The organism is Streptomyces sp. NPDC001530 (genome assembly GCF_042894545.1).
Classification (GTDB): Bacteria; Actinomycetota; Actinomycetes; order Streptomycetales; family Streptomycetaceae; genus Streptomyces.
In genome coordinates, this window is record NZ_JBIAVS010000005.1 from 443010 (window position 1) to 465834 (window position 22825).

Sequence of the window (22825 nt, forward strand, 5' to 3'; positions counted from 1 at the left end):
CGCCCTCTTTCGACCGACGCGGTGACCGATTGTCAGTGGTGGCTCGTACTGTCTTCGGCATGGGAATGGTGACGTTCGTCGACGAGACGACCAGTGGGGACCGGGGCGAGGGCTGGGGGATCGAGATCGCCGAGGAGCGGCTCGCGTTGCGCGAGCTGATCCGGCGGCGGGTCTTCCAGGAGGTTGCCGAGTACAACGCGCGTACGCCGGGGGTGTTCCAGGGGCTGGTGCAGCCCGAGGAAACCGAGCGCGTGTTGAACGGGTACGCGTTGCGGACGCCGCGGCGGATAGATCCGCAGGTGCAGACCGAGCTGGCGCTCAAGGCCTTCGCGGGCAATGGGTTCCTGGTGCTCGTGGGGGACCGTCAGGTGACGGATCTCGACGAGGAGATCGAGCTGGTGCTCGGCACCGAGGTCACCTTCCTGAAGCTCGTCGCGCTGGTGGGTGGCTGATGAAAACGACTCCGAAATCACACACGCAGAAGGTCCGGAACCATGTCGCCGCGGGTGACATGGGGAAGCTCGCCGATCAAGTACTGAAGGCCGCCGTCGCCAACCGTGGCTACTGGGGCGGCGGTTGGGCCGAGATCCTCGACACGCTGCGCGGCATTCCCATGGAGGAGCGCACCCGCCTGGCGGGCGCCCTCGCCGAGCGGTTCCACTCGGTCGGTGAGGACTCCGACGCCCGACGCAACGCGCTGACCCTGCTCGGCATCATCTCCCGCGATCTCCCCGACGACGTGCTCTCGGTGGAGCGGCTCAAGGAACTCGAGGGCCTCGGCCGACGGCACTCCTTCTGGTACGCCGCGCGGTTCGACGTCCTCGCGGAGGCCGAGCTGGCCGTCGGCCGCCCCCTCGCCCCCGCCGTCGTGGCCGTCTTCCGCCGCACCGCCATGGACGCCTACCGCTCCGACACGCTCGCCGGGCTGGCGAAGAAGCTCACCGACCCCGTCCTCAACGTCGGCGAGGAGTGGGCCGAGCGCGCCATGGAGCAGCTCACCGGGCCCGACGACCCGTGGCACGCCCTGCTCGCCCACGCCGTCACGGCCACCGCCTCCAAGCCCACCGCCAAGTGGGACAAGCAGGCCCGCGCCCTCATCGACAGCCTCGGCGCCGACCGCGTCCGCGCAACGGTGCTGCCCTGGCTCGCCCTCGTCGGCCGTCCCCGGACGTTCCCGCTGGAACGCCAGACGTACGAGCCGGACATCAACAGCGCCTACGACCCCTACAACGCCAACGCCCTGCGCGGCCTCGCCTGGCTGCTCTCCCTCCTCCCGTCCCACGCCGATACGGCCCGAGCCCTCGGCGCCCTCGTCGAGACCTCCCTCAAGAAGGTCGCCGGACTCGGCCCGCGCAACCCCAAGGTCGCCAACGCCGGGGTGATCGCCCTCTCCCGCATCGACAGCGAGTCCGCCCTCGCCGAACTGGCGCGGCTGGCCACCCGGGTGACGTACAAGAACACGGCGAAGCTGCTGGACGGCGCGTTGGAGGGCCGGGCCACCGCGCTCGGGCTGAGCCGCGAGGAGATCGAGGAGCTCGCTGTCCCCGCGTACGGCCTCACCGAGGTCGGCCGTGCCGCACACCAGTTCGGGGAGATCACCGCCCTGATCGACGTCCAGGGACCTCGCGCGGTGCTCAGCTGGCGCAGCGCCGCCGGCAAGGCGGTCAAGAGCGTCCCCGCCGCCGTGAAGCGCGACCACGCCGACGAGCTCAAGGAGCTGAAGGCGGCGGTCAAGGACATCGACAAGATGCTGTCCGCGCAGACCGAGCGGCTCGACCGGCAGTTCCTCGCCCGGCGCACCTGGGCGTACGCCACCTGGCGCGAGCGCTACCTCGACCATCCCCTCGTCGGCACCCTCGCCCGCCGCCTCCTCTGGACCGTCGACGGCACGCCCGTCGGGTTCGCGGACGGCGAGCTGCGCACCCTTACCGACGACCCGGTGACCGCAGCCTCAGAAGTCGAACTCTGGCACCCCGTCGGCCGTGAGCCCGCCGAGGTCGTCGCCTGGCGGGACTGGCTGGAGAGGCACGCCGTCACCCAGCCCTTCAAGCAGGCCCACCGCGAGGTGTACCTGCTCACGGACGCCGAGCGGAACACGGGCACGTACTCGAACCGTTTCGCGGCGCACATCCTGCGCCAGCACCAGTTCAACTCCCTTGCCGCGATCAGAGGCTGGCGCAACAAGCTGCGGCTGTGCGTGGACGACAGCGCCCCGCCCGCCACCCGCGAGCTGACGCAGTGGGGCCTGCGCGCCGAGTACTGGATCGAGGGCGACGGCGAAGACTACGGCGTCGACACCACCGAGTCCGGCAGCTATCTCCGGCTGCGCACCGACCAGGTCCGCTTCTACCCGATCGACGCCCCGGAGAACTCGGCGCACTGCTGCGGCGGCGAGTACAGCATGTGGCTGCGCAACGGAGAGGAGCCGGTCGAGCCTCTGCCCCTCACCGAGATCCCGCCCCTCGTCCTCTCCGAAGTCCTGCGTGACGTCGACCTGTTCGTCGGTGTTGCGAGCGTCGGCAACGACCCGACCTGGCAGGACGGCGGCCCCGGCGGCCGCTTCCAGGAGTACTGGACGTCGTACGGCTTCGGCGAGCTGAACCAGAGCGCCGAGACGCGCCGCGCCCTCCTCGACCGCGTGATCCCCCGCCTCGCGATAGCCGACCGCTGCACCCTCGAAGGCCGCTTCCTGCACGTCAAGGGCGAGCGCCACACGTACAAGATCCACCTCGGCTCGGGCAACATCCTGATGAGCCCGAACGACCAGTACCTGTGCATCGTCCCCAAGTCGACGCCCGGCACCCCGCACAGCGGCTATCTCCCGTACGAAGGTGATCGCACCCTTGCGGTGATCCTCAGCAAAGCGATGCTGCTCGCCAAGGACTTGGAGATCACGGATCCGACGATCCTGAGCCAGCTGTGAGCGTTCTCGGAAGACGGCCGTGAAACCCGTTGTGCAACCGTCATACTGAAGAGCATTCAGATGCCTGTGCGAACACAGGGGTGCGGGACGCGAGGGGGCGGCTCTGTGCGACGGGTGCTGGCGGTGCATTTCGTGCCGTGCGCGCTCTTTGTCACGTGCGTGTACGGGTTGGTTCGGGCGGGGAGTTTTTCGGGTCGTAGCGACGGGGCCGCCGTCCTGCCGTCCAGCCCGGCTGCCACGGCCGGTGCCCTTCTTCTGATCGGTGCCTGCGCCGCCATACTCGGGATGCTGCTGCAGCCCTTTCAGGTACGGGCGGTGCGGGTGTTGGAGGGATATTGGGACCGGTGGCCGATCACGGCAGGATTTGCCGGGGTGCTGATGGAGTTGCAGCGCCGCCGCGGACAGGCGCTCGCCGATCGCGCCACCGCCGCGGCCGATGCAGGCCCCGACGCCCGGCGGGTCGCGGCTGACGCCTCCAGGCGGCTAGCGGCCGGACCACCGGTGAACGCTCTTTTGCCCACGGCACTCGGCAATGCCCTCAGAGCGGGCGAGCTCAGCGCGGGCGAGCGTTACGGACTCACGACCCTCGCCTCGTGGCCGCGCATCCATCCACAGGTGTCCGCCCCGCTTGCCCAGGCGCTGAGTTCGGCCCGGGACATGCTGGATATGGCGGTTAACCTCTGCCACGCCTTCCTCGCCTGCGCTGTCGTCATGGGGGCCGCCTTCTACGACGAAGCAGGTGACTGGTGGCTGGTTGCACTCGCACTGGTGATGGCCGCGGTGGCGTACAAGGGAGCTGTGATCGGGGTACAGGCCTACGCTGGGCTCATGCATGTCGTGTACGACCTGCACCGGTTCGACCTCGTCGAGGCCCTGCACCACCCGCTGCCGGACCGCGACGGCGAGTGGGCGCTCTTCCAGCGTCTCTCGGACCGGTTCGCGGGTCGACGTGTGAACCTGCCGTACGCACACGGGAGTTCACGCCCGCACAAGACTGACGGCCCCGACCAGCCCGAGCAGGTGTAGGCCGACCTCGCGAGCGGCGTCAGCATCGGTGCCCGCGTGCGGACCCGTGTCGCTGATGCGGGTGAGGACGGTGCCGGCCGTACGGACCGTGACGGGCCAGTCCCTGGGCACGGTCAGGTGGACGTGGCCGGCCACCGCCGTCACCTGGACGGTCAGGCTGCCGTCGAGGACAGAGCCGGTCAGATCGGCGCGCAACTCACCAGCTATGGCACGGAGTACCACCTGGGAATGGTCGGTGCGGCAGCCGAGCGTGTGCGTCGTACGCACCCGGCCGGTCGCCAGCACGCGCGTCCACTGGTGGGAATCCGTCTCGCGGGAGGAGAGCAGCAGCGCCAGGCCGACGAGGATCAGGGCGGCGGGTGCGACGAGGTCGGCCAAGGTACGGGTACTGTTGTCGTGCGCCGCCGCCAGCCCGCCGAGGGCCACGGCGGCGAGCAGGCCGGGCGCGATGAGCGAGCCGGCGGTGATGGCCGAACGCGCAGGTTCAGCAGGGCGAGGGCCAGCAGCAGCCAGGGCCACCAGGTGGTGAGCCAGTCCGCGGCGGCCCGGACCCGGTGCGCGCTGTCACCGACGGTGAAACTGCCCACGGCCAGGACGGTCAGGCCAAGCCACAGACGGGAGCGCTGCCCCCTCCACCCCCCTGTGCCCGCCACGCGCGCCATCGTAATGGGGCGATCCGGGGGGCTTCTGGGGTGGGGCGGTTACGCGTTCAGCGTGCGCCGTTCGCCAATTCGAGCTCGTCCACAAGGGCATCGTAGGAGCCACGGCACGCCACATGGATGGACGGAGGCAGGTCGCTGAATTCGCAGCCCTTCGCGTGCTCGTCCTTGAACTGGGCGTTGTACGTGTCCAGATAGGTGTCCATCGCCGCGTCGCCACCCTCCAGCGCAGCGTGCCAGGCAGACACTGTGTCGCCTTCGACGGGGGGACCGACCACAAGATGACAGTCAGTGCCCCGGCAGTCTGCGGCGTCTGGGGGGTAGATCCTTCCGTTGCCCGGCAGGGTCATGGCATGGGTGGTCATGCGGTCTCCCTCGGTTCGGTGATCGCGCTCAGCGCAGCACCACGCTTTCGGCGCAGGTTCACGTTCTTGCGGTAGATGACGAGCGTCCACACCGCCTCTGCGACGGTGCACACCAGCACCAGACCGGCGGCCGCCCATCGCCACGAGGCCTGCCGACCGCCGTCCGGGGGCATGAGGGCGGCGACGATACCCAGCCCCAACAGGACAGTCCCCGCGTTGAAGCAGTGGACGGCCCGGTCGTTGTTGCGCGCCCATTTGTCGTAGTCGTCGCCCTGCCACGCGTACAGCCGGGTGAGCTGCGCTTTGTGTCCCGGGCCGTCGTCGATGTCGTACCAGTCGTGGATGTCCTGGCGTGAATAGAAGAACTGGCGCGAGTAGTAGTGCAGTTGGATGCTGGCGATTAGGGCCATCGACGTGGCGACGAGCATCAGCAGGCTTATCCCGGGCCAGCGGAAGATTCTGTCATTCGCTCCTGCGACGACTCCGGCCAGGGCCAGTGCGGCTCCCGTAAGCAGTGGGGCGGCGACGGAATGGGCTTCTTTCGACGCCTGCCCGTATCCCAGTGGCACGGGTGCCTTCAGCAGCGCCATGGTCCCCCTCACCGGAAGCCAACCGGCTTCCGGTGAGGAGTGTGACCGCGGAACGCTCCCCTCAGTAGCTGTGGAAACAGGCCACTACAACTGAAGGCCCCGCCTCCGCGTCACAGCGGAAACAGGGCCCTCAGTACTGCTCAGCAGGTGCCGAACGGCGTCAGAAACGCCGAGTGATCAGCGCCCTCTTCACTTCCTGGATCGCCTTCGTGACCTCGATACCGCGTGGGCAGGCGTCCGTGCAGTTGAAGGTCGTGCGGCAGCGCCACACGCCGTCCTTGTCGTTGAGGATCTCGAGGCGCTGCTCGCCCGCTTCGTCACGGCTGTCGAAGATGAAGCGGTGGGCGTTCACGATGGCGGCCGGGCCGAAGTACTGGCCGTCGTTCCAGAACACCGGGCACGAGGAGGTGCAGGCGGCGCAGAGGATGCACTTCGTCGTGTCGTCGAAGCGCTCGCGGTCCTCGGAGGACTGCAGACGCTCGCGCGTCGGCTCGTTCGTGTCCTTCGTGATGAGGAAGGGCATGACGTCGCGGTACGCCTGGAAGAACGGCTCCATGTCGACCACGAGGTCCTTGAGGACCGTCAGGCCCTTTATGGGCTCGACCGTGATCGGCTTCTCGGGGTTGATGTCCTTGATCAGCGTCTTGCAGGCAAGGCGGTTCTTGCCGTTGATCCGCATGGCGTCCGAGCCGCAGATGCCGTGCGCGCAGGAGCGGCGGAAGGTCAGACTTCCGTCCTGGTCCCACTTGATCTTGTGCAGGGCGTCGAGGACACGCTCCTTGGGGTCGATTTCCAGCTGGAAGTCTTCCCAGGCCGCCTCCGCCGAGACCTCGGAGTTGAAGCGGCGGATGCGGAAGGTGACCGTGATGTACGGGGAGTCGGCGAAGCCGGGCTCGGGCTGGCCGGCCGCTTCCGCCTTGTCCATGGTCGGGGTAGCCATCAGTACTTACGCTCCATCGGCTGGTAGCGGGTCTGGACGACCGGCTTGTAGTCGAGACGGATGGACTCGGTGCCGTCGTCGCCGACCTCGCGGTACGCCATGGTGTGGCGCATGAAGTTGACGTCGTCGCGGTTCGGGTAGTCCTCGCGGTAGTGACCGCCGCGGGACTCCTTGCGGGCGAGCGCGGAGACGGCCATGACCTCGGCCAGGTCGAGCAGGTTGCCCAGCTCGATGGCCTCGAGCAGGTCGGTGTTGAACCGCTTGCCCTTGTCCTGGATCGCGACGTTCTTGTAGCGCTCGCGCAGCTCCGCGATCTTCTCGACCGCCGTCTTGATCGTCTGCTCGGTGCGGAACACCATGACGTTGGCGTCCATGCACTCCTGCAGCTCCCGGCGGATGTCGGCGACCCGCTCGGTGCCCGTGGAGCTGCGCAGCCGCTCGACCTGCGAGACGACCAGCGACGCCGGGTCCTCGGGCAGCTCGACGAAGTCGGCCTTCGCCGAGTACTCGGCCGCGGCGATGCCCGCGCGCTTCCCGAACACGTTGATGTCCAGGAGGGAGTTCGTGCCGAGGCGGTTGGCGCCGTGCACCGACACGCACGCGACCTCACCGGCGGCGTACAGGCCGGGGACGACGGTCGTGTTGTCGCTCAGCACCTCACCCTCGACGTTCGTCGGGATGCCGCCCATCGCGTAGTGCGCGGTGGGCTGGATCGGGATCGGGTCCGTGTAGGGCTCGATGCCGAGGTAGGTGCGGGCGAACTCGGTGATGTCCGGGAGCTTGGCGTCCAGCTGCTCCGGCGGGAGGTGCGTGAGGTCGAGGTAGACGTGGTCGCCCTCGGGACCGCAGCCGCGGCCCTCGCGGATCTCCGTGTAGATGGAGCGGGACACGACGTCTCGGGACGCGAGGTCCTTCATGACCGGCGCGTACTTCTCCATGAAGCGCTCGCCGTCCTTGTTGCGGAGGATGCCGCCCTCACCGCGGGCACCTTCCGTCAGCAGGATGCCCATGCGCCAGATGCCGGTCGGGTGGAACTGGAAGAACTCCATGTCCTCCAGCGGCAGCCCACGACGGTAGACCGCCGCCTGGCCGTCACCCGTCAGCGTGTGCGCGTTGGAGGTCACCTTGAAGAACTTGCCGGTGCCGCCGGACGCGTAGATCACGGACTTCGCCTGGAAGACGTGGATCTCGCCGGTCGCGAGCTCGTACGCGACGACGCCCGCCGACCGCTTCACGCCGTCGACCTCGGTGATCAGCTGGTCGAGGACGTAGAACTCGTTGAAGAACTCCACACCCTCCTTGACGCAGTTCTGGTACAGCGTCTGCAGGATCATGTGGCCGGTGCGGTCCGCGGCGTAGCAGGACCGGCGGACCGGGGCCTCGCCGTGGTTGCGGGAGTGACCGCCGAAGCGGCGCTGGTCGATCGTCCCGTCGGGTGTCCGGTTGAAGGGCAGGCCCATCTTCTCCAGGTCGAGGACCGAGTCGATGGCCTCCTTCGCGAGGATCTCGGCGGCGTCCTGGTCTACCAGGTAGTCACCGCCCTTGACGGTGTCGAAGGTGTGCCACTCCCAGTTGTCCTCCTCCACGTTGGCCAGCGCGGCGGCCATGCCGCCCTGCGCGGCGCCCGTGTGGGAGCGGGTGGGGTAGAGCTTCGTCAGCACGGCGGTGCGGCTGCGCTTCGTCGCCTCGATGGCGGCGCGCATGCCGGCGCCACCGGCGCCGACGATGACGGTGTCGTACTTGTGGATCTTCATGAGTGGTTGCCTCAGCCCCGTGCCTAGCGGATGTTCGGGTCGAAGGTGAAGATCACCAGCGTGCCCAGCAGAATCGTGAACACCGTGGCGGTGTACAGCAGGCCCTTCAGCCACAGGCGCGTGTTCGCGCGCTCCGCGTAGTCGTTGATGACCGTACGCAGGCCGTTGGCGCCGTGCAGCATCGCGAGCCAGAGCATCGCGAGGTCCCAGGCCTGCCACCAGGGGGACGCCCAGCGGCCGGCCACGAAGGCGAAGCCGATCTTGGAGACGCCGCCGTCGAGGACGAGCTGGATGAGCAGGTGGCCGACGACCAGGACGACCAGGACGATGCCGGACAGGCGCATGAAGAGCCAGCCGTACATCTCGAAGTTGCCGCGGGTCGACTTCGGGGTCTTCGTGGTGCGCTTGCGCGGGGCCTCGATGAGGGGCGCCGGGTTGTCGACGCTGTACGCCGAGAACGCGCCCGCGCCTTCGACGGGACCGATGCCGGAAGCGGCGGTTTCAGTGGTGGACATCTGCGTCAGCTCCCGAAGACTTCGCGGAATGCGTGACCGAGGACGGGGTACAGGGCCCCGGCCATCAGCACGACCCAGATACCGACGACGGACCAGAGCATCTGCTTCTGGTAGCGCGGGCCCTTCGACCAGAAGTCGACGGCGATGACACGCAGGCCGTTGAGCGCGTGGAAGAGGATGGCGGCGACGAGGCCGTATTCCAGCAGCGCGACGATCGGCGTCTTGTAGGTGTCTACGACCTTGTCGTAGTCCTCGGGGGAGACACGGACGAGAGCGGTGTCCAGCACGTGTACGAACAGGAAGAAGAAGATGAGGACGCCGGTGACTCGGTGAGCCACCCAGGACCACATTCCTTCCCGGCCGCGGTACAGCGTTCCAGCCGGCACGGAAGAACCCTCCGGGAGCGGGGATTGGGGCCTGCCGGCTTCTGTGTCGGTCGGCCCGGCCGGGTACGGTCCACCGGCCCCGGCCATCGTAGCGACGTGTTGTCGGAACGCTTACAGCGGCCCTATCTATGTGATCAAACTGGCAATCAATCAGGCACGTTCGGGCTATTACGGGCGGCGCCTACGGACGTGAGTCGAAGAACGCCTACGGACGTGGGTCGAAGAACGCCTACGGACGTGGGTCGAAGAACGCCTACGGACGTGGGTCGAAGAACGCGTGCCGCACCAGGCGGGACAGGCGGCCCCTCGCCAGGCGGCGGAGCTCGTCCGCCGTGATGATCCGTTCCTCCTCGGGATCGTTTGTCAATCGTGATCGGATGGCGGCCAGGACCTGGTCGAGGGCTTCCTCGGGGGCCGCGTCGTCCAGACAGATCACGAACACATGTCCGAAACGGCTCTCGTACGCGGCGTGCGCGGCGCTCAGTGCGGTGTGGGCGGCGGAGTACGCGCCGTCCGGGAGCAGCGTGAGCGACTCGCCGGCCAGCGCCTCGGCGAGGTCGGCGGGGGTCAGGTCGTACGCCGCCTCGTCGGCCGCGGCGAGCAGCGCGTCCAGGTCCGGGTAGGGCCGGTGGTCGGCCAGGCGGTGGGCCCAGCGCAGGCTGTGGCAGCAGGTCAGCAGGACGCGCTCGACCGTCTCGGTGGGCGCGGTGTTGAACTGCTCCAGGCGGGCCGGGGACGGCACCGCGCTTTGCTGCTCGGGAAGGGCGACCTGGCCGGGGAGTCGTGGGAGACGGTGCGAAGGCAGCGTGGGTCCTCGGCGATGGGATCCGGTGGCGCCTCGTGGACGTCACGTGTGTGTCGGCAGGGGAAGAAGTGAGACTTGTTCCGCTCACGCTATCGAGGAGTGTCAGCGGCTGTCCGACCGATGCCCGAATTTCACCCGCACGGGAGAGTTTCGGAACGTGCGGTGGACGGTTGAGAGGGTGGGGCCGTGGGCTTGGGTTCACCGAGGGGATGTACACCGGGCGGAGGCGGACCGAGGGGATGTACACCGAGCGAGGTACGCCGTGGAGACGTACCGTCCCCAAGAGGGGCGATCTGAAGTGGACCTCAAAGGCGAAGTCAGGGGCGTGATGCGGTGAGCACGGGCAGGCGGCGGGCGCCGGCGCGGAGCGGCAAGCGGCCGGTGCTGATAGCGGCGGGCGTGGCGGTGGCGGGTGCCGTCGCGGCGACCTTCGCGCTGTGGCCCTCCGGCGGTGAGCCGACGGGGGCGAGCGTGCCGTCGGCGAGCAAGTCCACGTCCGCGGTTCCCCCCAAGGTCGCACCCTCGCCCACCCCCTCGCCGACCAAGTGGTACCCCCTGTCCCGGACCCCGCGCACCATCCCCGCCGTGCGCGAGCACACCCCGGCCCGGGGTCCCGGCTGGCGCCCCGCCACCGGCGCCCGTGTGGTCGTGGACGACGCGGACCTCGCCGACGAGGGGCGGCTGCTCGCGGGGGAGCTCAAGCTGGCATACGCGGGGGAGACGGACGCCCGGGACGGCGATGTCGAGCTGGGCCTCGACAACGAGACCGCGGGACCGGAGTCGTACACCCTGACCGTCAGGAACCGGCGGGTCACGATCACCGCCCCCAGCGACGCGGGCGTCTTCTACGGCACGCGCACCCTCAAGCAGGAGGTGCGCGGCGGCGGCACGGCGTCCGAGGGCGTCGTCCGCGACCGGCCCGCGAAGCCGCAGCGCGGGTTGATGCTCGACATCGCGCGCAAGCACTTCACGGCGGCGTGGATCGAGGACCGGGTCCGGGAGCTGGGCGATCTGAAGTTCAACCAGCTCGGGCTGCACTTCTCCGACGACCAGGGCTTCCGTATCCAGTCGGACACGCACCCCGAGATCGTGTCGAAAGTGCACCTCAGCAAGGCGGAGGTGCGCCGGATCATCGACCTGGCGGCGAGCCGGCACATCACCGTCGTCCCCGAGATCGACTCGCCCGGCCATCTGGGTGCCGTCATCGCCGCGCATCCCGACCTTCAGCTGCGCAACATCAACGGGATCCCCACGCGCGGGGCCGTCGACATCTCCAAGCCCGCCGCGGCGGACCTCGTCGACGACCTGCTGAACGAGTACGCGGACCTGTTCCCAGGCCCCTACTGGCATCTCGGCGGCGACGAGTACCAGGCGCTGACGGTGGCGAACCCGGCGGCGTCCTATCCGCAGCTGGCCACCGCGGCCCGGGAGGCGTACGGCCCCGGGGCGAGCGTCGCCGACCTGGCGACCGGCTGGCTGAACGACCGCGCCAAGGTGATGCGCGGGCACGACCGGACCCCGCGGGCCTGGAACGACGGGTTCTTCCGCGGGGGCACGGTCCAGGCGGACGGCGATCTGCAGGTGGCGTACTGGACGGGCAAGGAGATCGGGGCCCGGCTGCCGGTCGAGTACCTGAGCACGGGTCGCAAGGTCATCAACTACAACGACGAGTTCCTCTATTACGTCCTCGGGCAGCCGCAGACCTTCGTCTATCCGACCGGGCAGCGGATCTACGAGCAGTGGACGCCGCTCGACCTGCGTGGCACGGCGGCGGTCCCCGCGAAGTACGACGGGCAGATCCTCGGCGGGACCTTCGCGGTCTGGTGCGATCTCGCGGGCTCGCAGACCCAGGACCAGGTGGCGGCCGGCATCCGCATGCCGCTGCGCGCGACGGTCCAGAAACTGTGGGATCCGCGCCGGCCGGCACTGTCCTGGGCGGACTTCAAGAGCCTGGCGGACCGGCTGGGCTGACAGAGCTGGACGTACCGGCAGGGCGAACCGTATCTTCCGGATGCGTGATCGTGTGCCGGGCGTGATCCCTGGGGAGGGGCGCGCCCGGCTTCTTGTGCCGGCGCGGGCTTCCGCGCCGCAAATCGGGGGGTTCCCATGACCATGTCACCACCGTCGCAGCCGTCACCACCATCACCGCCCTCACAGTCGGCACCGCCGTTCACGTCCCCGCACGGCACCGCCTGGCTGCGTTCGCCGGTCGGCCTCGGGAAGGCCACTGCCGTGCTGCTCGGCGTGGTCATCGCCGCTGATCTCTTCGGGATCTGGGCGGACATCACGATGTACGACGTGACGGGCGCCCTCGCGGACGGCGACATCGGTGAGGGCGTGCAGCGGCGGGCCGACCGCGCGGACTCGCTCTACTCCGCGGCCGGGTACGCGCAGACGATCACGCTCGTGGCGGCCGTCGTCGTCTACCTGATCTGGTTCCTGCGGGTGCGGGTCAACGCCGAGGTGTTCAACCCGTTCGGGCACAGCAAGGCGCGCGGCTGGGCCGGCTGGGGCTGGTTCGTACCAGTGGTGAACCTCTGGTTCCCGCGCCGGGTCATGCTGGACATCTGGGATGCGAGCACCCCGACGGGCACCCGTGGCTCGCACGGGCTCGTCAATGCCTGGTGGACGCTGTGGATCGTCGGACTGATCGCCAACCGGGCCGGTTTCACCGAGTACCGCAAGGCCGAGACCGCCCTGGAGCTGCACGACGCCACCAGCAAGGTGATGTTCGCGGACGTCGTCGACATCGCGGCCGCCGTGCTCGCGATCCTCGTCGTCCTGCGCCTCACCCGTATGCAGAACGAGACGGCCCTGCGCGGCCCCGCCCTGATGACGTCCACGCCCCGGCACACCTGACCCGGACCGAATCGTCCCTTTCCCTGGCCAACTCCCGTACGCCTGTGGTGTATTCGCCCCGAGTCGCCGAACCGAGACACCGGGGGGAACCGGCATGGGCTACTGGGGGTACTACGTCGTGGGCAGAAGCGAGCGGCCGCTCGCGGAGCTGGAGGCGCTGGCGGGGGCGCGGGGCATGGTGCTGCGGACCATGGCGCCCGACGGCTGGCAGGTGTGGGAGTACCCGAGCGGCGACGGCGACATCGGGAACATGAACGCGCTCGCCCGGGAGACCGGCGCGCCCGCGCTCTTCGGGTACGTCATGGACAGCGACTGTGTGGCCGTCGAGGCGGCCGCGCCGCAGAGCGGTGTGTGGACGACGTGCCTGGCGCGGGACGCGATGGCCGGCTATGTCGGCGGCGGCGAGGACGAACTCGGCGTCGACGACTACTTCCTGGAGCCCGCCGACGCCGCCGCCCGGGCCGTCGCCTGGGCCGCGGAGGCCGGGCGCACCGTCACCGCCGAACCCCTCCTCGAGGTGCTGACCGCGGACCCGGACCCTTTGGCCGAAAACCTCCTCTTCCGGTTTCTCGACCGGCTCGGTGTGGTGCCGCTGTGACACTCCTGGGCCGTCGCACGCAGTAAGGGGAAGTGCGGGCTCCGTTAGAAAAAAGGCGCCCTGTCGAGGGATTTCGAGGGAGGCGTGATGAGCCTGGTGGAACTGATCGCTCAGGCCGACGAGCGTGGTCTGGCGGCGAGCGGTCTGGCTTGTTTGGATCGGTGTGTGCCTCTGCTGGGCGGCGACGACGACATCCTGCGGCCCCTGTGGGCGAGTCTGGCGGAGTCGGACGTGTGGAGCGCCTGGGGCGAACGCCTGGAGCAGGCCCGCGCCAAGCTGGACGCGGACGCCCCCGAACCGGCCGTCACCGACGAGGACGAGGCCGCCGTACTCACCCGCCGCATGCTCGCCGCCGTCCCCGCGGAGCCCTCCGCCACCGAGCTGCGCACCTGGGCCGACGCCTGTTCCGTGGCGGCGCTGCAGGTCCACCGGCTCCTCGACGTCGCCGACGACGGCGAGTCCTGTGTGACGGCCCGCCGCGAGGGCCGTACGGACGGTATGTCGCCGCTCGTCGCCGCCGAACTGCGCCGCCAGGTCACCATCCTGGAACTGCTCGCGGGCCACGGCATGGGCGGACTCCGGCCGGCCCTGGACGTGTCGACGGAGGGGCGGCGCGTGCTGCGGGCGGTGGTGTCGCGTCGGGCGCGCGGGAGGGCGTAGGCCAACTCGCCGCGGACGTGCGTAAACCCGATTCCCTGCGAGATTCCTGTGACCGTCCTGCGGTGGAGATGGCGGTCCTGGGCCGGTGTCGCGAACCCCGCTCCTGGCGGGTGACGAATCAGGGCCTGAGCACGCTCTTCCGAATGTGAACGCAACCAGTGTGAACGCAAGCCCTGCGGCCAGGCCCTCAGCCGCCACGAAGCCCGTGCGCTGGGCGGCGGACGCGGTCGCGACGATCCGCGAGGGCGCCCGGATTCGGCTCGACTACTCGGCGCAGAGCCTGTGGCGCGTCGACCGCATGATCGAGGAGATACGCCGGGACGGGGCGCCGTACGCCGCCGTCGAGACCGTGCTGCGCGGGTTCGGCGCGTACGCGGGTGAGGTCGTCGCCCGCCAGACCGGCGCCGAGTGGTGGGAGACCGGCGGCGACCACTGGCTGCGTACCCCCGACGGGCGGTTGTGGGACCCGATCGACGAGGCCCGCCGCTGCTATGCGGGCGACGGTTCGCTGCGGTTGCTGTGCCGGGAAGCCACGAAGTAGCCCGTATTACCACCTCTTGAGGCTTCTTAAGGCACGCGACCGTTCCCAAACGGTGGGCTCCGGAGGGACGATGAGGGCAACCGCCGGACTCGGGAGGCCTCATGGCCGACAACCGCCGTTGGTGGGCGCTGGTCGTCATCGCGCTCGCGCAGTTGATGGTCATCCTCGACATGACCATCGTGAACATCGCCCTGCCGTCCGCCCAGACCGACTTGAACATGTCGGACGGGAACCGGCAGTGGGTCATCACCGCCTACACGCTCGCCTTCGGCGGACTGCTGCTGCTCGGCGGCCGCGTCGCTGATCTGGCCGGGCGCAAACTCACCTTCATGATCGGCCTGTTGGGCTTCGCGGCGGCGTCCGCGCTGGGCGGCGCGGCGACGGGCTCCGGGATGCTGTTCGGGGCGCGCGCCCTGCAGGGCGTCTTCGCGGCGCTGCTCGCGCCCTCCGCGCTCTCGCTGCTCACGACGACGTTCACCGACCCGAAGGACCGCGGTAAGGCCTTTGGTGTGTTCGGCGCGATCGTCGGGGCGGGCGCGGCGATCGGGCTGCTCGCGGGCGGTCTGCTGACGGAGTACCTGGACTGGCGCTGGTGCCTGTACGTCAACGTCCCGATCGCGTTCGTCGCGTTCGCCGGCGCCTGGGTGCTGCTCGAGGACGGCGGCCGGCACGAGGACGCGCACCTCGACGTGCCGGGCGCGCTGCTCGGCTCGGCCGGAATGCTCTCGCTGGTGTACGGCTTCTCCGAGGCGGAGTCGCGCAGTTGGGGCGACGGGCTGGTGCTCGGGCTGCTCGCGGCCGGGGTCGTCCTCCTCGCTCTCTTCGGCCTCTGGCAGACCCGCGCCCGGGTGCCGCTGCTGCCGATGTCGGTGGTGAAGGACCGTCAGCGCGTCGGGGCGTTCCTGACCATCCTCTTCGTCACCATCGGGATGTTCGGGGTCTTCCTCTTCCTCACCTACTACTTCCAGCGCGTCCTCGGCTACTCGCCGCTGAAGACCGGGCTCGCCTATCTCCCCATCACCGTCGGCATGATCACCGGCTCCACGCAGGTCGCGGCCCGGCTGCTGAACAAGGTCCCGCCGCGCGCCCTGATCGTCCCCGGCCTGCTGCTGGCCGCGGGCGCGCTGGCGCTCATCGCGCAGGTCGGCGTGGAACCGGCCTACGCCTCCCATGTCCTGCCCGGCATGCTGATGCTCGGCCTCGGCATGGGTACGGCGATGATGACCTGCGTCTCCCTGGCCACGGGAAGTGTCGCCCCGCGCGACTCGGGCGCGGCCTCCGCGACCTTCAACACCGCGCAGCAGGTGGGCGGTTCGATCGGTACGGCGCTGCTGAACACGATCGCCGCGAGCGTCACGACGCGGTATGCGACCGCGCACGCGGGGCCCGGTGTCGACCGCCGTGCCCTCGCCTCCCACGCCGCCGTCCACGGCTTCAACGTCGCCACGTGGTGGGCGATGAGTTCGCTGCTGCTGGCGGCGGTGATCGCCGGGGTCGTGGTGGACGCGGAGCGGGTGCCGGTGCCCGAGGGGCGCCCGGCATCGGTGCCGGAGCCGGTGGAGAGCACCGGGTGAGTCCGGGACTCCGACGACGACGGTGACGCCGGGCGCCGGGGAACGCACAGCGGCCGAGACCTCGTGCAGTGGTAGAGGTCTCGGCCGGGTGGCCCTCCCGCCGCGGCGGTCCCGGGGGGAGTCGGAGCGGCGCGGCGGGAGAGCCGGAGGGGGGTGTGGATGTCTTCCAGCCGTGGCCGGAAAGCATCCACACCCCTCTAGCGCATCCGCCTCCGCGAGCGTCACACCCATGGAGTGACACTCGCCGCGGATGTGTCACGCCTACGGCGTCAGCGTCTGGCCCAGGTGTACGCCCGTCGGCGTGCCGAGCTGGGACTTGCTGAGGATCGCCGTGGAGGTCAGGCCGAGGCCGGTGCTGTTGCTGGGGACGTACATGAGGATGCCGTCGCCCCCGTCCTCGCCCTCGACGCCGAACGTCAGGTCGGCGCGTCCGTACCCGGACAGGTCGGTGAGCGAGACGGCCGAGCCCAGCTTGTCGTCGGTCTCGGTGTTGCCGGGGACGCCGGAGGTGTCCTGCGAGGCGGTGATCGCGCCGGAGCCGGTGAGGCCCGCGGAGCTGCCCTTGAGGAGGGTCGCCGTGCCCGCGTTGGAGCGGTTCACCCCGTCGCGGGTGAGGTCCTCGTTGGGGGCGCCCGCGAGGACGTCCGCGTAGCCGTCGCCGTTGTAGTCGCCCACCGAGACCGAGGTGCCGAAGGCGTCGCCGGATTCGGAGGTCTCCGGAACGCCGGTGGTGTCCTGGTGGATCGTCGTCATGCCGGTGGTGGTGAAACCGGTCGTGGTGCCCGGGACCATCGTGACCTGGCCGCCCGCGTTGCCGCCTGACTCGGAGGTGTACGGCTGGCCGATGACGAGGTCGTCGTAGCCGTTGCCGTTCACGTCGCCCGCCGCGATGGAACGGCCGCCCTTGACGCTGATCGTGGAGACCTTCGTCAGGCCCGACGCGCCGCCCTTGAACCAGGTGACCCGGCCGATGCCGCCCGCGTCACGGTAGTTGAGGGCCACGTCCGCGTAGCCGTCCCGGTTGAAGTCGCCGGTCGTGGCGTCCGCGTACGCGATTGCGCTCGTCGAGGTGGTGAGAGTGCCGGTCTGGGTGGCGCCGCCGGTCAGGCGGGCGTTCCAGTTGCCGCCCTTGCCGGTGCCCGCGGCGAACACGTCCGCCTTGCCGTCGGCGTTGAAGTCGCCCACCGTGACGGCCGAGCCGAGCTTGGCGCCCGCTGCCGTCACACCCGAAGTGGCGTACGAGAAACCGGAGTTGAGGGCAGGGCCGTACAGCACGGTGACCGAGCCGCGGTCGGCGTTGCCGCTGGTGTCGTCCTCGCCGGGAGCGCCGATCGCGAGGTCCGCGTGGCCGTCGCCGTTGACGTCGCCCCACGCGGTGGCCGCGCCCCAGTTGTCGCCCGCCTCGGAGGAGCCGGGGACGCCCGGGCTGCTCTGGGTGAGGGTCACCTTCGACGCCGTGACCGGGCCGTCGAGCCCGCCCGGGACCACGGTGACCGATCCGACGCCGCCGCTCGTCCTCGGCGTACCGGCGACCAGGTCGCTGATGCCGTCGCGGTTGTAGTCCGAGGTGGCGAGGGCGTGCGAGACGCCGGGGTTCTTGGCCAGCGAGGCGATCAGCGGCAGCTTCTTGTAGAGGTTGGCGCCGGGGCATGCCGTGTAGTTGGTGTCACGGTGGCCGAAGACGCGGGGCAGCGTGATGGACGTGCCCTTCGCGACCTTGTTGCCGTCGACACCCGCATCCATGCCGGACGTCAGCGTCACCTTGCCGGTCGGGTCGATGCCGTACATCCCGAACTTCCAGGCGACGATCCGGGCGATCGCGTCGAGCGCGGCGCGGCTCGGCTGGGCGCTCTCGTAGTTGCCGATGTACGAGATGCCGACCGTGTTGGTGTTGAAGCCGACGTCGTGCGCGCCGATCACCGGCAGGTCCATGCCGCCGCTGCGGCCCTCGAAGATCTGGCCGCACCGGTCGACGACGAAGTTGTAACCGAGGTCGTAGTAGCCGCGGGAGAAGTGCTCCTGCTGGATGGTGCGCATGCGGGCGCGGGACTCGCCGCAGGAGAGCTTGTTGTCGCTGTCGACGCCGGTGTGGTGGATGACGGCGGCCTTGATCTCCGCGCCGTACTCCGGGGTGCCGTCGTAGTCCGTCGACGCGCCCCACTCGGCCTGGGTGATGACAGGCGGCTTGACGACCGTCGACGGGCGCGGCGCGGGCACCGTGCTGGAGGGCGACGGCGAGGCGGAGGCCGTGTCGGACGGGCTCGCGCTCGGCGACGTGGTGTCGGCGGGCGGCGACGGGTCCGTCGGGGTCGCCGAGTCGGTGGGCGAGGCCACGTCGGTCGGGGACGCCGCGTCAGTCGGGGAGGCCGTGTCGGTCGGGGTCGGCGAGTCGGTCGCCGGGGGCGTGGTCTCCGCCACGAACGCGGCAGGCTCCGTGCTCGTCGTCGTACCCGCCGGATCGGTGCCCGGGTCGAGCAGTCTGACGTCCATGCCGGACGGCTGGCCGGTCGCCTCGGTGCCGTCCGCGCCGATCACGCGCACCTCGATGCCGTCCGCTTCACCGGTCCACGCGGAGGCGGTGCCGCCGCGCGTTCCGGCCCGCTCGGCCTCCTTGCCGTCGGCCGAGAACGGGTCGTCGGGGAGCTTCACCCACCCCGACCACTTGCCGGTCTCCTGCTCGCGGTAGCGCACCTCGGGCGTGCCCTTCGGCTTCGCGTCCGGGTCGCTCCAGGTCAGCAGCACGGCGCTGAACCGGTCGGTGTCCTGCTTGTCCAAGCCCTTGCGGCCGGCGCCCTTGTCCTTGAGCTTCACCGTGTGGATCGCGGGCTTGCGCCCCTTGCCGTCCTGGTCCGGCCCGTCGGACGGATTCGCGACGGCGTAGGTGACCGCTCCCGCACCCCCCAGCACCACCGCCCCGATGGTCAGCCACGCTCTCCGCTTCAGACTCAGCGGCTTGTACGCATGGGTCGTCCTGCGACTCAAATGCCCCACCCCTAGAGAACCTTCACAACTGACCCACCCGTATCAGGGGTGGCTTCCTGTACAGCGCACAGGAAATGCCAAACATCACGGCGTTAGATGTGCCGTACATCACTCCGGAACCGGGCGGCGCCGGTGCTTGCCTCGTCTGTGCGCCGCTCGGTCCCGGCCGTTCACTTCGCCCGCGCGCCAACCGGCGCCCGGTTGCTCATTTCGCGAGTACGCCGCCGATGCCCGCCGCGGCGGACGTGCCGAGCGCGGTCGGCCCGTAGTAGGCGCCGCTCTCCGGGACGACTCCGTCCGGACCGCCGTTCAGCGTCAGGACCGTGCCGTCGCCCGCGTTCTCGCCGTCGGCGCCGATCGCGAGGTCCGGGTGACCGTCGCCCGTCAGGTCGGCCAGCGCGACCGCCGAGCCCAGCCGGTCGTCGGTCTCGGCGGCGCCCGGCACTCCGGCGAGGTCGGTGTCGTAGACCTCGGCGCCGGTGGCCGTGAGGCCGTCGGGGCCGCCGTGCAGCAGCAGGGCCGCGCCCGCGTCCGTCGCCGTGCCCACGTCCTCGCCGTGTGCACCGGCGAGGACGTCCGCGTAGCCGTCGCCGTCCGTGTCGCCCGCCGCGAGCGAGACGCCCAGCCGGTCACCGGACTCGCCGCCGGGGATCGCCCCCCGGCCGACGACCGGAGCCCCGGTGGTGGTGAGCCCGTCCGCCGAGCCGTGAAACGTGGAGATCTCCCCACCGTCGCCCACATCGGGGCGGCCCACGGCCAGGTCGGCGTAGCCGTCACCGTTCAGGTCCGCAGAGGCGAGCGCCCGCCCGCCGGCACCGTCGAGAACGGCCGGTGCGTCGGTGCGCAGCCCGGTCGCCGAGCCGCGCAGTACGACGAGTGGCGTGGCGCCGCCCGCGGTACGGAAGGTGAGGGCGGCGTCCTCGTAACCGTCGTGGTCGAAGTCGCCGGTCGCGATGTCCGTGTCGCTCAGCGCGCCCCCGTCGGAGGCCAGTTGGACGGGTGAGGAGAAGGTGCGGTCCGCGCCGTCGATCGCCCAGGCGCGCGCCGCGCCCGGTGCGACGGCGAGGATGTCGTCGCCGCCGTCCCCGTCGAAGTCTCCGGTCGCGAGGGCCGCCCCGAAGCGGGCGCTGCTCGCCCGGACCCCGCTGGGCTCGTTGACCATCCCGGCCTGCCCGGCGAGGCCGTTCGCGGTGCCGCGCAGCAGGCTCAGCGCGCCCTCGTCGCTCGCGCCCGCGGTGACCTCCTCGCCGGGCGAGGCGACGACGAGATCCTGGTAGCCGTCGTGGTCGAAGTCGCCGTAGGCGGTGGCCGATCCGAAGCCGTCGCCCGTCTCCGAACCACCGGGCACGCCGTCCGATTCCTGCGTGATCACCGTCTTGTTCCCGGTGTACGGCGCCGAGCGCGCGCCCGGGACGACGGTGACCTGCCCGGCGTCGGCAAGGCCGTTCGCCGTGGCCTTCGGGACGCCCGCGGCCAGGTCGGAGTGGCCGTCGCGGTTCATGTCACCCGTCACGGAAGGGGAGTTGGCGGCGGAGGCGAGCGTGCGGATGGCGGACAGATCGCCGTAGAGGTTCGTGCCCGGGCACTCCGTCGGATAGCCGTCACGGTGGCCGGAGATCCGGTTCAGGGTCACCAACTGGCCTTTTGTGTACTTGCCGTTGTCCGCGCCCGCCGCCATCACCACGGTCCCGGACGGGTTGATCCCGTACAGCCCGAGCTTCCACGCGGCGAGCTTCGCGACGGAGTCGCGCACGGCCTGCGGCGCGGTCGCGGTGTTGTAGTCGCCGAGGACCGCGACGCCGCTGGTGTCTGTGTTGAAACCGTAGGTGTGCGCGCCGTAGACCGGCTTGTCGACGCCGCCCGCGCGGCCCTCGAAGACCGATCCGCACTTGTCGACCAGGAAGTTGTAGCCGATGTCGTTCCAGCCGTTGCTCTGCACGTGGTAGACGAAGATGCCGCGGATGATCGATGCCGACTCGGCGCAGGTGTAGTCGTTGGTGCCCGCGGTGTGGTGCACGAACACGGCCTTCGTGTCGGTCGTGTACGTCGGCGGGTCCGCGACGATCGACTCGTCGGCTCCCCATCCGGAGCGGGGGACGATCTCCGGCTGACCGACGGCGGTCGCGGCGTTGGAGGGGGCGTTCGCCTGCCGCGTCGCGCCCGCCTCCGGATCGACCAGGTCGACCCGGAGCCCGGCGGGCAGCTTCGCGCCGGTGATCCGCGCCTGCACGCCGTCGGAGAGTCCGACCCACAGGGGCTGGGTACCGCCCCGCAGCCCGTCGCCGGCGTGCTCGGGCCCCGACTCCGGTGCGTGGACGTCGAGTTCAAGATCGCGCCACGCCGACCAGCGCCCGGTCGTAGCGCTCCGGGTGCGTATCTGCGCCGTCCCGCCGAGCGCGGCCTGTGCGTCGGACCAGGTGACACCGACCATGCGGAACGGCCCGGTCGTCCGCGCGGGCAGCACGCGGCGCGCCGGATCGGACCCGGCGGGCACGGCCACGGTGCGCAGGGCGCCCCGGGGGACCTCGGTGTGCACGGCGGTCGTCTCCGTGCGCGCGGACAGGGCGATCGCGCTGAGGACCACGGCGGCGGCGAGCGCGACGCGGGCCGCGCCCCGCCCTGTGGACCCCATCAGCTGCCCTCCTGGCCGGTCACGGAGGCGCCCGACGGCTCCGGCGAGGGCAGTTCGGCCTGGCAGGTGGCGCGCCCGAACTTCCCGAAGGCGGTGGCGGTCTGGACGTGCTTGCCGCGGATGGCGAGTTGGCAGCTGGCCCGTCCGCCCTTCTCGCCCAGGGTGATGGTCACCAGAGGCGCCTTGCCGAGCGGCACGCTCACGGTCTTCTTCCAGGGCAGCGTGACCCCGTCCGCCACCACGGCGTCCCCGGACTCGCTGCGCGCCTGGTACGTGATGTCGGCGGTGCCCTCGCCCTCGATCTCGTACGTCACCGAGGCGGTCGGCACGTGGTGCTGCTCCGGCTTCTCGGCGGTGTTGAGCACGCCGTAGACGACGAGTCCGGCGCAGGCGGCGAGGAGCACGCCGGCCACCGCGATTCCACGGCGGTCCGCGCCCTTTGAGGACTTCTCCCCCGATGGTTCCGGTGAATTGTCCTCGGCGGCTTCCCCGGTATCGGCGGCCTCCGAGGTATCGGCGGCTTCCCCGGTATCGGTGCCTTCCGGGGTATCGGCGGCTTCGGTGTCGTCCGGGGTATCGGTGTCGTCCGGTTTCGATGTCGATGGCATGGCGCTCCCGCTTTCGGATCGGCGCGCATTCCGGGAACGAATGCGGGCGACTGAAGAACCGGGCGGTTATACCTCACGGGGCGCGGCCTGATCCAACGACGGGAAATATCCGGCCAATCGACCGCCCGTTTCGCCGCAGGCAAAGGTGAGTTACGTCCGCCTGTGGCTCAACTGCCCGCATTGCGACGCCTGTTGACATGCCCTCATCCACCTGATTAGAACTCGGGCTTCCGCAAAGGAGGTTCACAGGAAGGGCCGTTCTGTCATGACCAGTCGGGGATCCCCGGCTGGTGGTTCGGCGTGCCTGCATTCGGTACGCGCGTCATGCGCGCGAAAGGGCCGATAAGCGGGGGCGCCGTATGAGAAAGGGCATTGGACGTGAAAGTCCGATACGGGAGAGTGATCTCC

20 protein-coding genes are annotated in these 22825 nt (G+C 70.2%); 9 read left to right on the top strand and 11 right to left on the bottom strand.

Annotated features, from left to right (window positions below):
* The first annotated feature begins 59 nt into the window (after nt 1-59).
* The 3 genes from ACFY0T_RS12645 (at nt 60) to ACFY0T_RS12655 (ending at nt 3949) form a co-directional block, all read left to right on the top strand.
* On the top strand, nt 60-452 hold the full coding sequence (locus ACFY0T_RS12645) for a hypothetical protein (RefSeq protein ID WP_388868118.1): 393 nt from the start codon (nt 60-62) through the stop codon (nt 450-452).
* Complete coding sequence (locus ACFY0T_RS12650) at nt 452-2923, top strand: DUF4132 domain-containing protein (protein ID WP_388868121.1); 2472 nt, start codon at nt 452-454, stop codon at nt 2921-2923. The genes ACFY0T_RS12645 and ACFY0T_RS12650 overlap by 1 nt, the downstream gene beginning before the upstream one ends.
* A 105-nt stretch (nt 2924-3028) precedes the next feature.
* Nucleotides 3029-3949, top strand: coding sequence for a hypothetical protein (locus ACFY0T_RS12655; protein WP_388868124.1), 921 nt, complete (start codon nt 3029-3031; stop codon nt 3947-3949).
* On the opposite strand, the gene ACFY0T_RS12660 is transcribed toward ACFY0T_RS12655, so the two are convergent.
* The 8 genes from ACFY0T_RS12660 to ACFY0T_RS12695 form a co-directional block, all read right to left on the bottom strand.
* Nucleotides 3902-4375 (bottom strand): hypothetical protein, encoded by a 474-nt coding sequence (locus tag ACFY0T_RS12660; RefSeq protein WP_388868126.1) that lies wholly within the window; start codon nt 4373-4375, stop codon nt 3902-3904. The genes ACFY0T_RS12655 and ACFY0T_RS12660 overlap by 48 nt on opposite strands.
* A gap of 283 nt (nt 4376-4658) precedes the next feature.
* Nucleotides 4659-4973, bottom strand: a complete 315-nt coding sequence (locus tag ACFY0T_RS12665) for a hypothetical protein (protein ID WP_388868129.1) — start codon at nt 4971-4973, stop codon at nt 4659-4661.
* Complete coding sequence (locus ACFY0T_RS12670) at nt 4970-5563, bottom strand: hypothetical protein (protein WP_388868132.1); 594 nt, start codon at nt 5561-5563, stop codon at nt 4970-4972. The genes ACFY0T_RS12665 and ACFY0T_RS12670 overlap by 4 nt, the downstream gene beginning before the upstream one ends.
* Nucleotides 5564-5723: 160 nt before the next feature.
* A complete protein-coding gene (locus tag ACFY0T_RS12675) occupies nt 5724-6503 on the bottom strand; it encodes a succinate dehydrogenase iron-sulfur subunit (protein WP_388868135.1) in 780 nt (259 codons plus the stop codon).
* Complete coding sequence (gene sdhA / locus ACFY0T_RS12680) at nt 6503-8257, bottom strand: succinate dehydrogenase flavoprotein subunit (RefSeq protein WP_388868138.1); 1755 nt, start codon at nt 8255-8257, stop codon at nt 6503-6505. The genes ACFY0T_RS12675 and sdhA overlap by 1 nt, the downstream gene beginning before the upstream one ends.
* Before the next feature lie 23 nt (nt 8258-8280).
* Nucleotides 8281-8772, bottom strand: coding sequence for a succinate dehydrogenase hydrophobic membrane anchor subunit (locus ACFY0T_RS12685; protein WP_388868141.1), 492 nt, complete (start codon nt 8770-8772; stop codon nt 8281-8283).
* 5 nt (nt 8773-8777) lie between these two features.
* Complete coding sequence (gene sdhC / locus ACFY0T_RS12690) at nt 8778-9158, bottom strand: succinate dehydrogenase, cytochrome b556 subunit (RefSeq protein WP_388868144.1); 381 nt, start codon at nt 9156-9158, stop codon at nt 8778-8780.
* 253 nt (nt 9159-9411) lie between these two features.
* Nucleotides 9412-9900 (bottom strand): 2-oxo-4-hydroxy-4-carboxy-5-ureidoimidazoline decarboxylase, encoded by a 489-nt coding sequence (locus ACFY0T_RS12695; RefSeq protein WP_388868147.1) that lies wholly within the window; start codon nt 9898-9900, stop codon nt 9412-9414.
* 396 nt (nt 9901-10296) lie between these two features.
* Between ACFY0T_RS12695 and ACFY0T_RS12700 the strand changes: the two genes are divergently transcribed.
* The 6 genes from ACFY0T_RS12700 (at nt 10297) to ACFY0T_RS12725 (ending at nt 16195) form a co-directional block, all read left to right on the top strand.
* The gene (locus ACFY0T_RS12700; protein WP_388868150.1) at nt 10297-11934 is read left to right on the top strand and encodes a glycoside hydrolase family 20 protein; all 1638 of its coding nucleotides are present in this window, start codon (nt 10297-10299) and stop codon (nt 11932-11934) included.
* A gap of 135 nt (nt 11935-12069) precedes the next feature.
* Complete coding sequence (locus ACFY0T_RS12705; protein ID WP_388868153.1) at nt 12070-12822, top strand: DUF4328 domain-containing protein; 753 nt, start codon at nt 12070-12072, stop codon at nt 12820-12822.
* A gap of 94 nt (nt 12823-12916) precedes the next feature.
* A complete protein-coding gene (locus ACFY0T_RS12710) occupies nt 12917-13420 on the top strand; it encodes a hypothetical protein (RefSeq protein ID WP_388868156.1) in 504 nt (167 codons plus the stop codon).
* A gap of 87 nt (nt 13421-13507) precedes the next feature.
* Nucleotides 13508-14080 (top strand): hypothetical protein, encoded by a 573-nt coding sequence (locus ACFY0T_RS12715; RefSeq protein ID WP_388868159.1) that lies wholly within the window; start codon nt 13508-13510, stop codon nt 14078-14080.
* Nucleotides 14081-14240: 160 nt separating this feature from the next.
* Nucleotides 14241-14621, top strand: a complete 381-nt coding sequence (locus ACFY0T_RS12720) for a hypothetical protein (RefSeq protein ID WP_388868162.1) — start codon at nt 14241-14243, stop codon at nt 14619-14621.
* Nucleotides 14622-14722: 101 nt separating this feature from the next.
* Entirely contained in the window at nt 14723-16195 is a 1473-nt protein-coding gene (locus ACFY0T_RS12725; RefSeq protein ID WP_388868165.1) for a DHA2 family efflux MFS transporter permease subunit, read from the top strand.
* A 261-nt stretch (nt 16196-16456) separates the two neighbouring features.
* On the opposite strand, the gene ACFY0T_RS12730 is transcribed toward ACFY0T_RS12725, so the two are convergent.
* The 3 genes from ACFY0T_RS12730 to ACFY0T_RS12740 form a co-directional block, all read right to left on the bottom strand.
* Nucleotides 16457-19177, bottom strand: a complete 2721-nt coding sequence (locus ACFY0T_RS12730; protein WP_388868168.1) for an FG-GAP-like repeat-containing protein — start codon at nt 19175-19177, stop codon at nt 16457-16459.
* A 205-nt stretch (nt 19178-19382) separates the two neighbouring features.
* Nucleotides 19383-21809, bottom strand: a complete 2427-nt coding sequence (locus tag ACFY0T_RS12735; RefSeq protein WP_388868171.1) for an FG-GAP-like repeat-containing protein — start codon at nt 21807-21809, stop codon at nt 19383-19385.
* A complete protein-coding gene (locus ACFY0T_RS12740) occupies nt 21809-22417 on the bottom strand; it encodes a hypothetical protein (RefSeq protein ID WP_388868173.1) in 609 nt (202 codons plus the stop codon). Before ACFY0T_RS12740 ends, ACFY0T_RS12735 begins: the two co-directional genes overlap by 1 nt.
* Nucleotides 22418-22825: the final 408 nt, after the last annotated feature.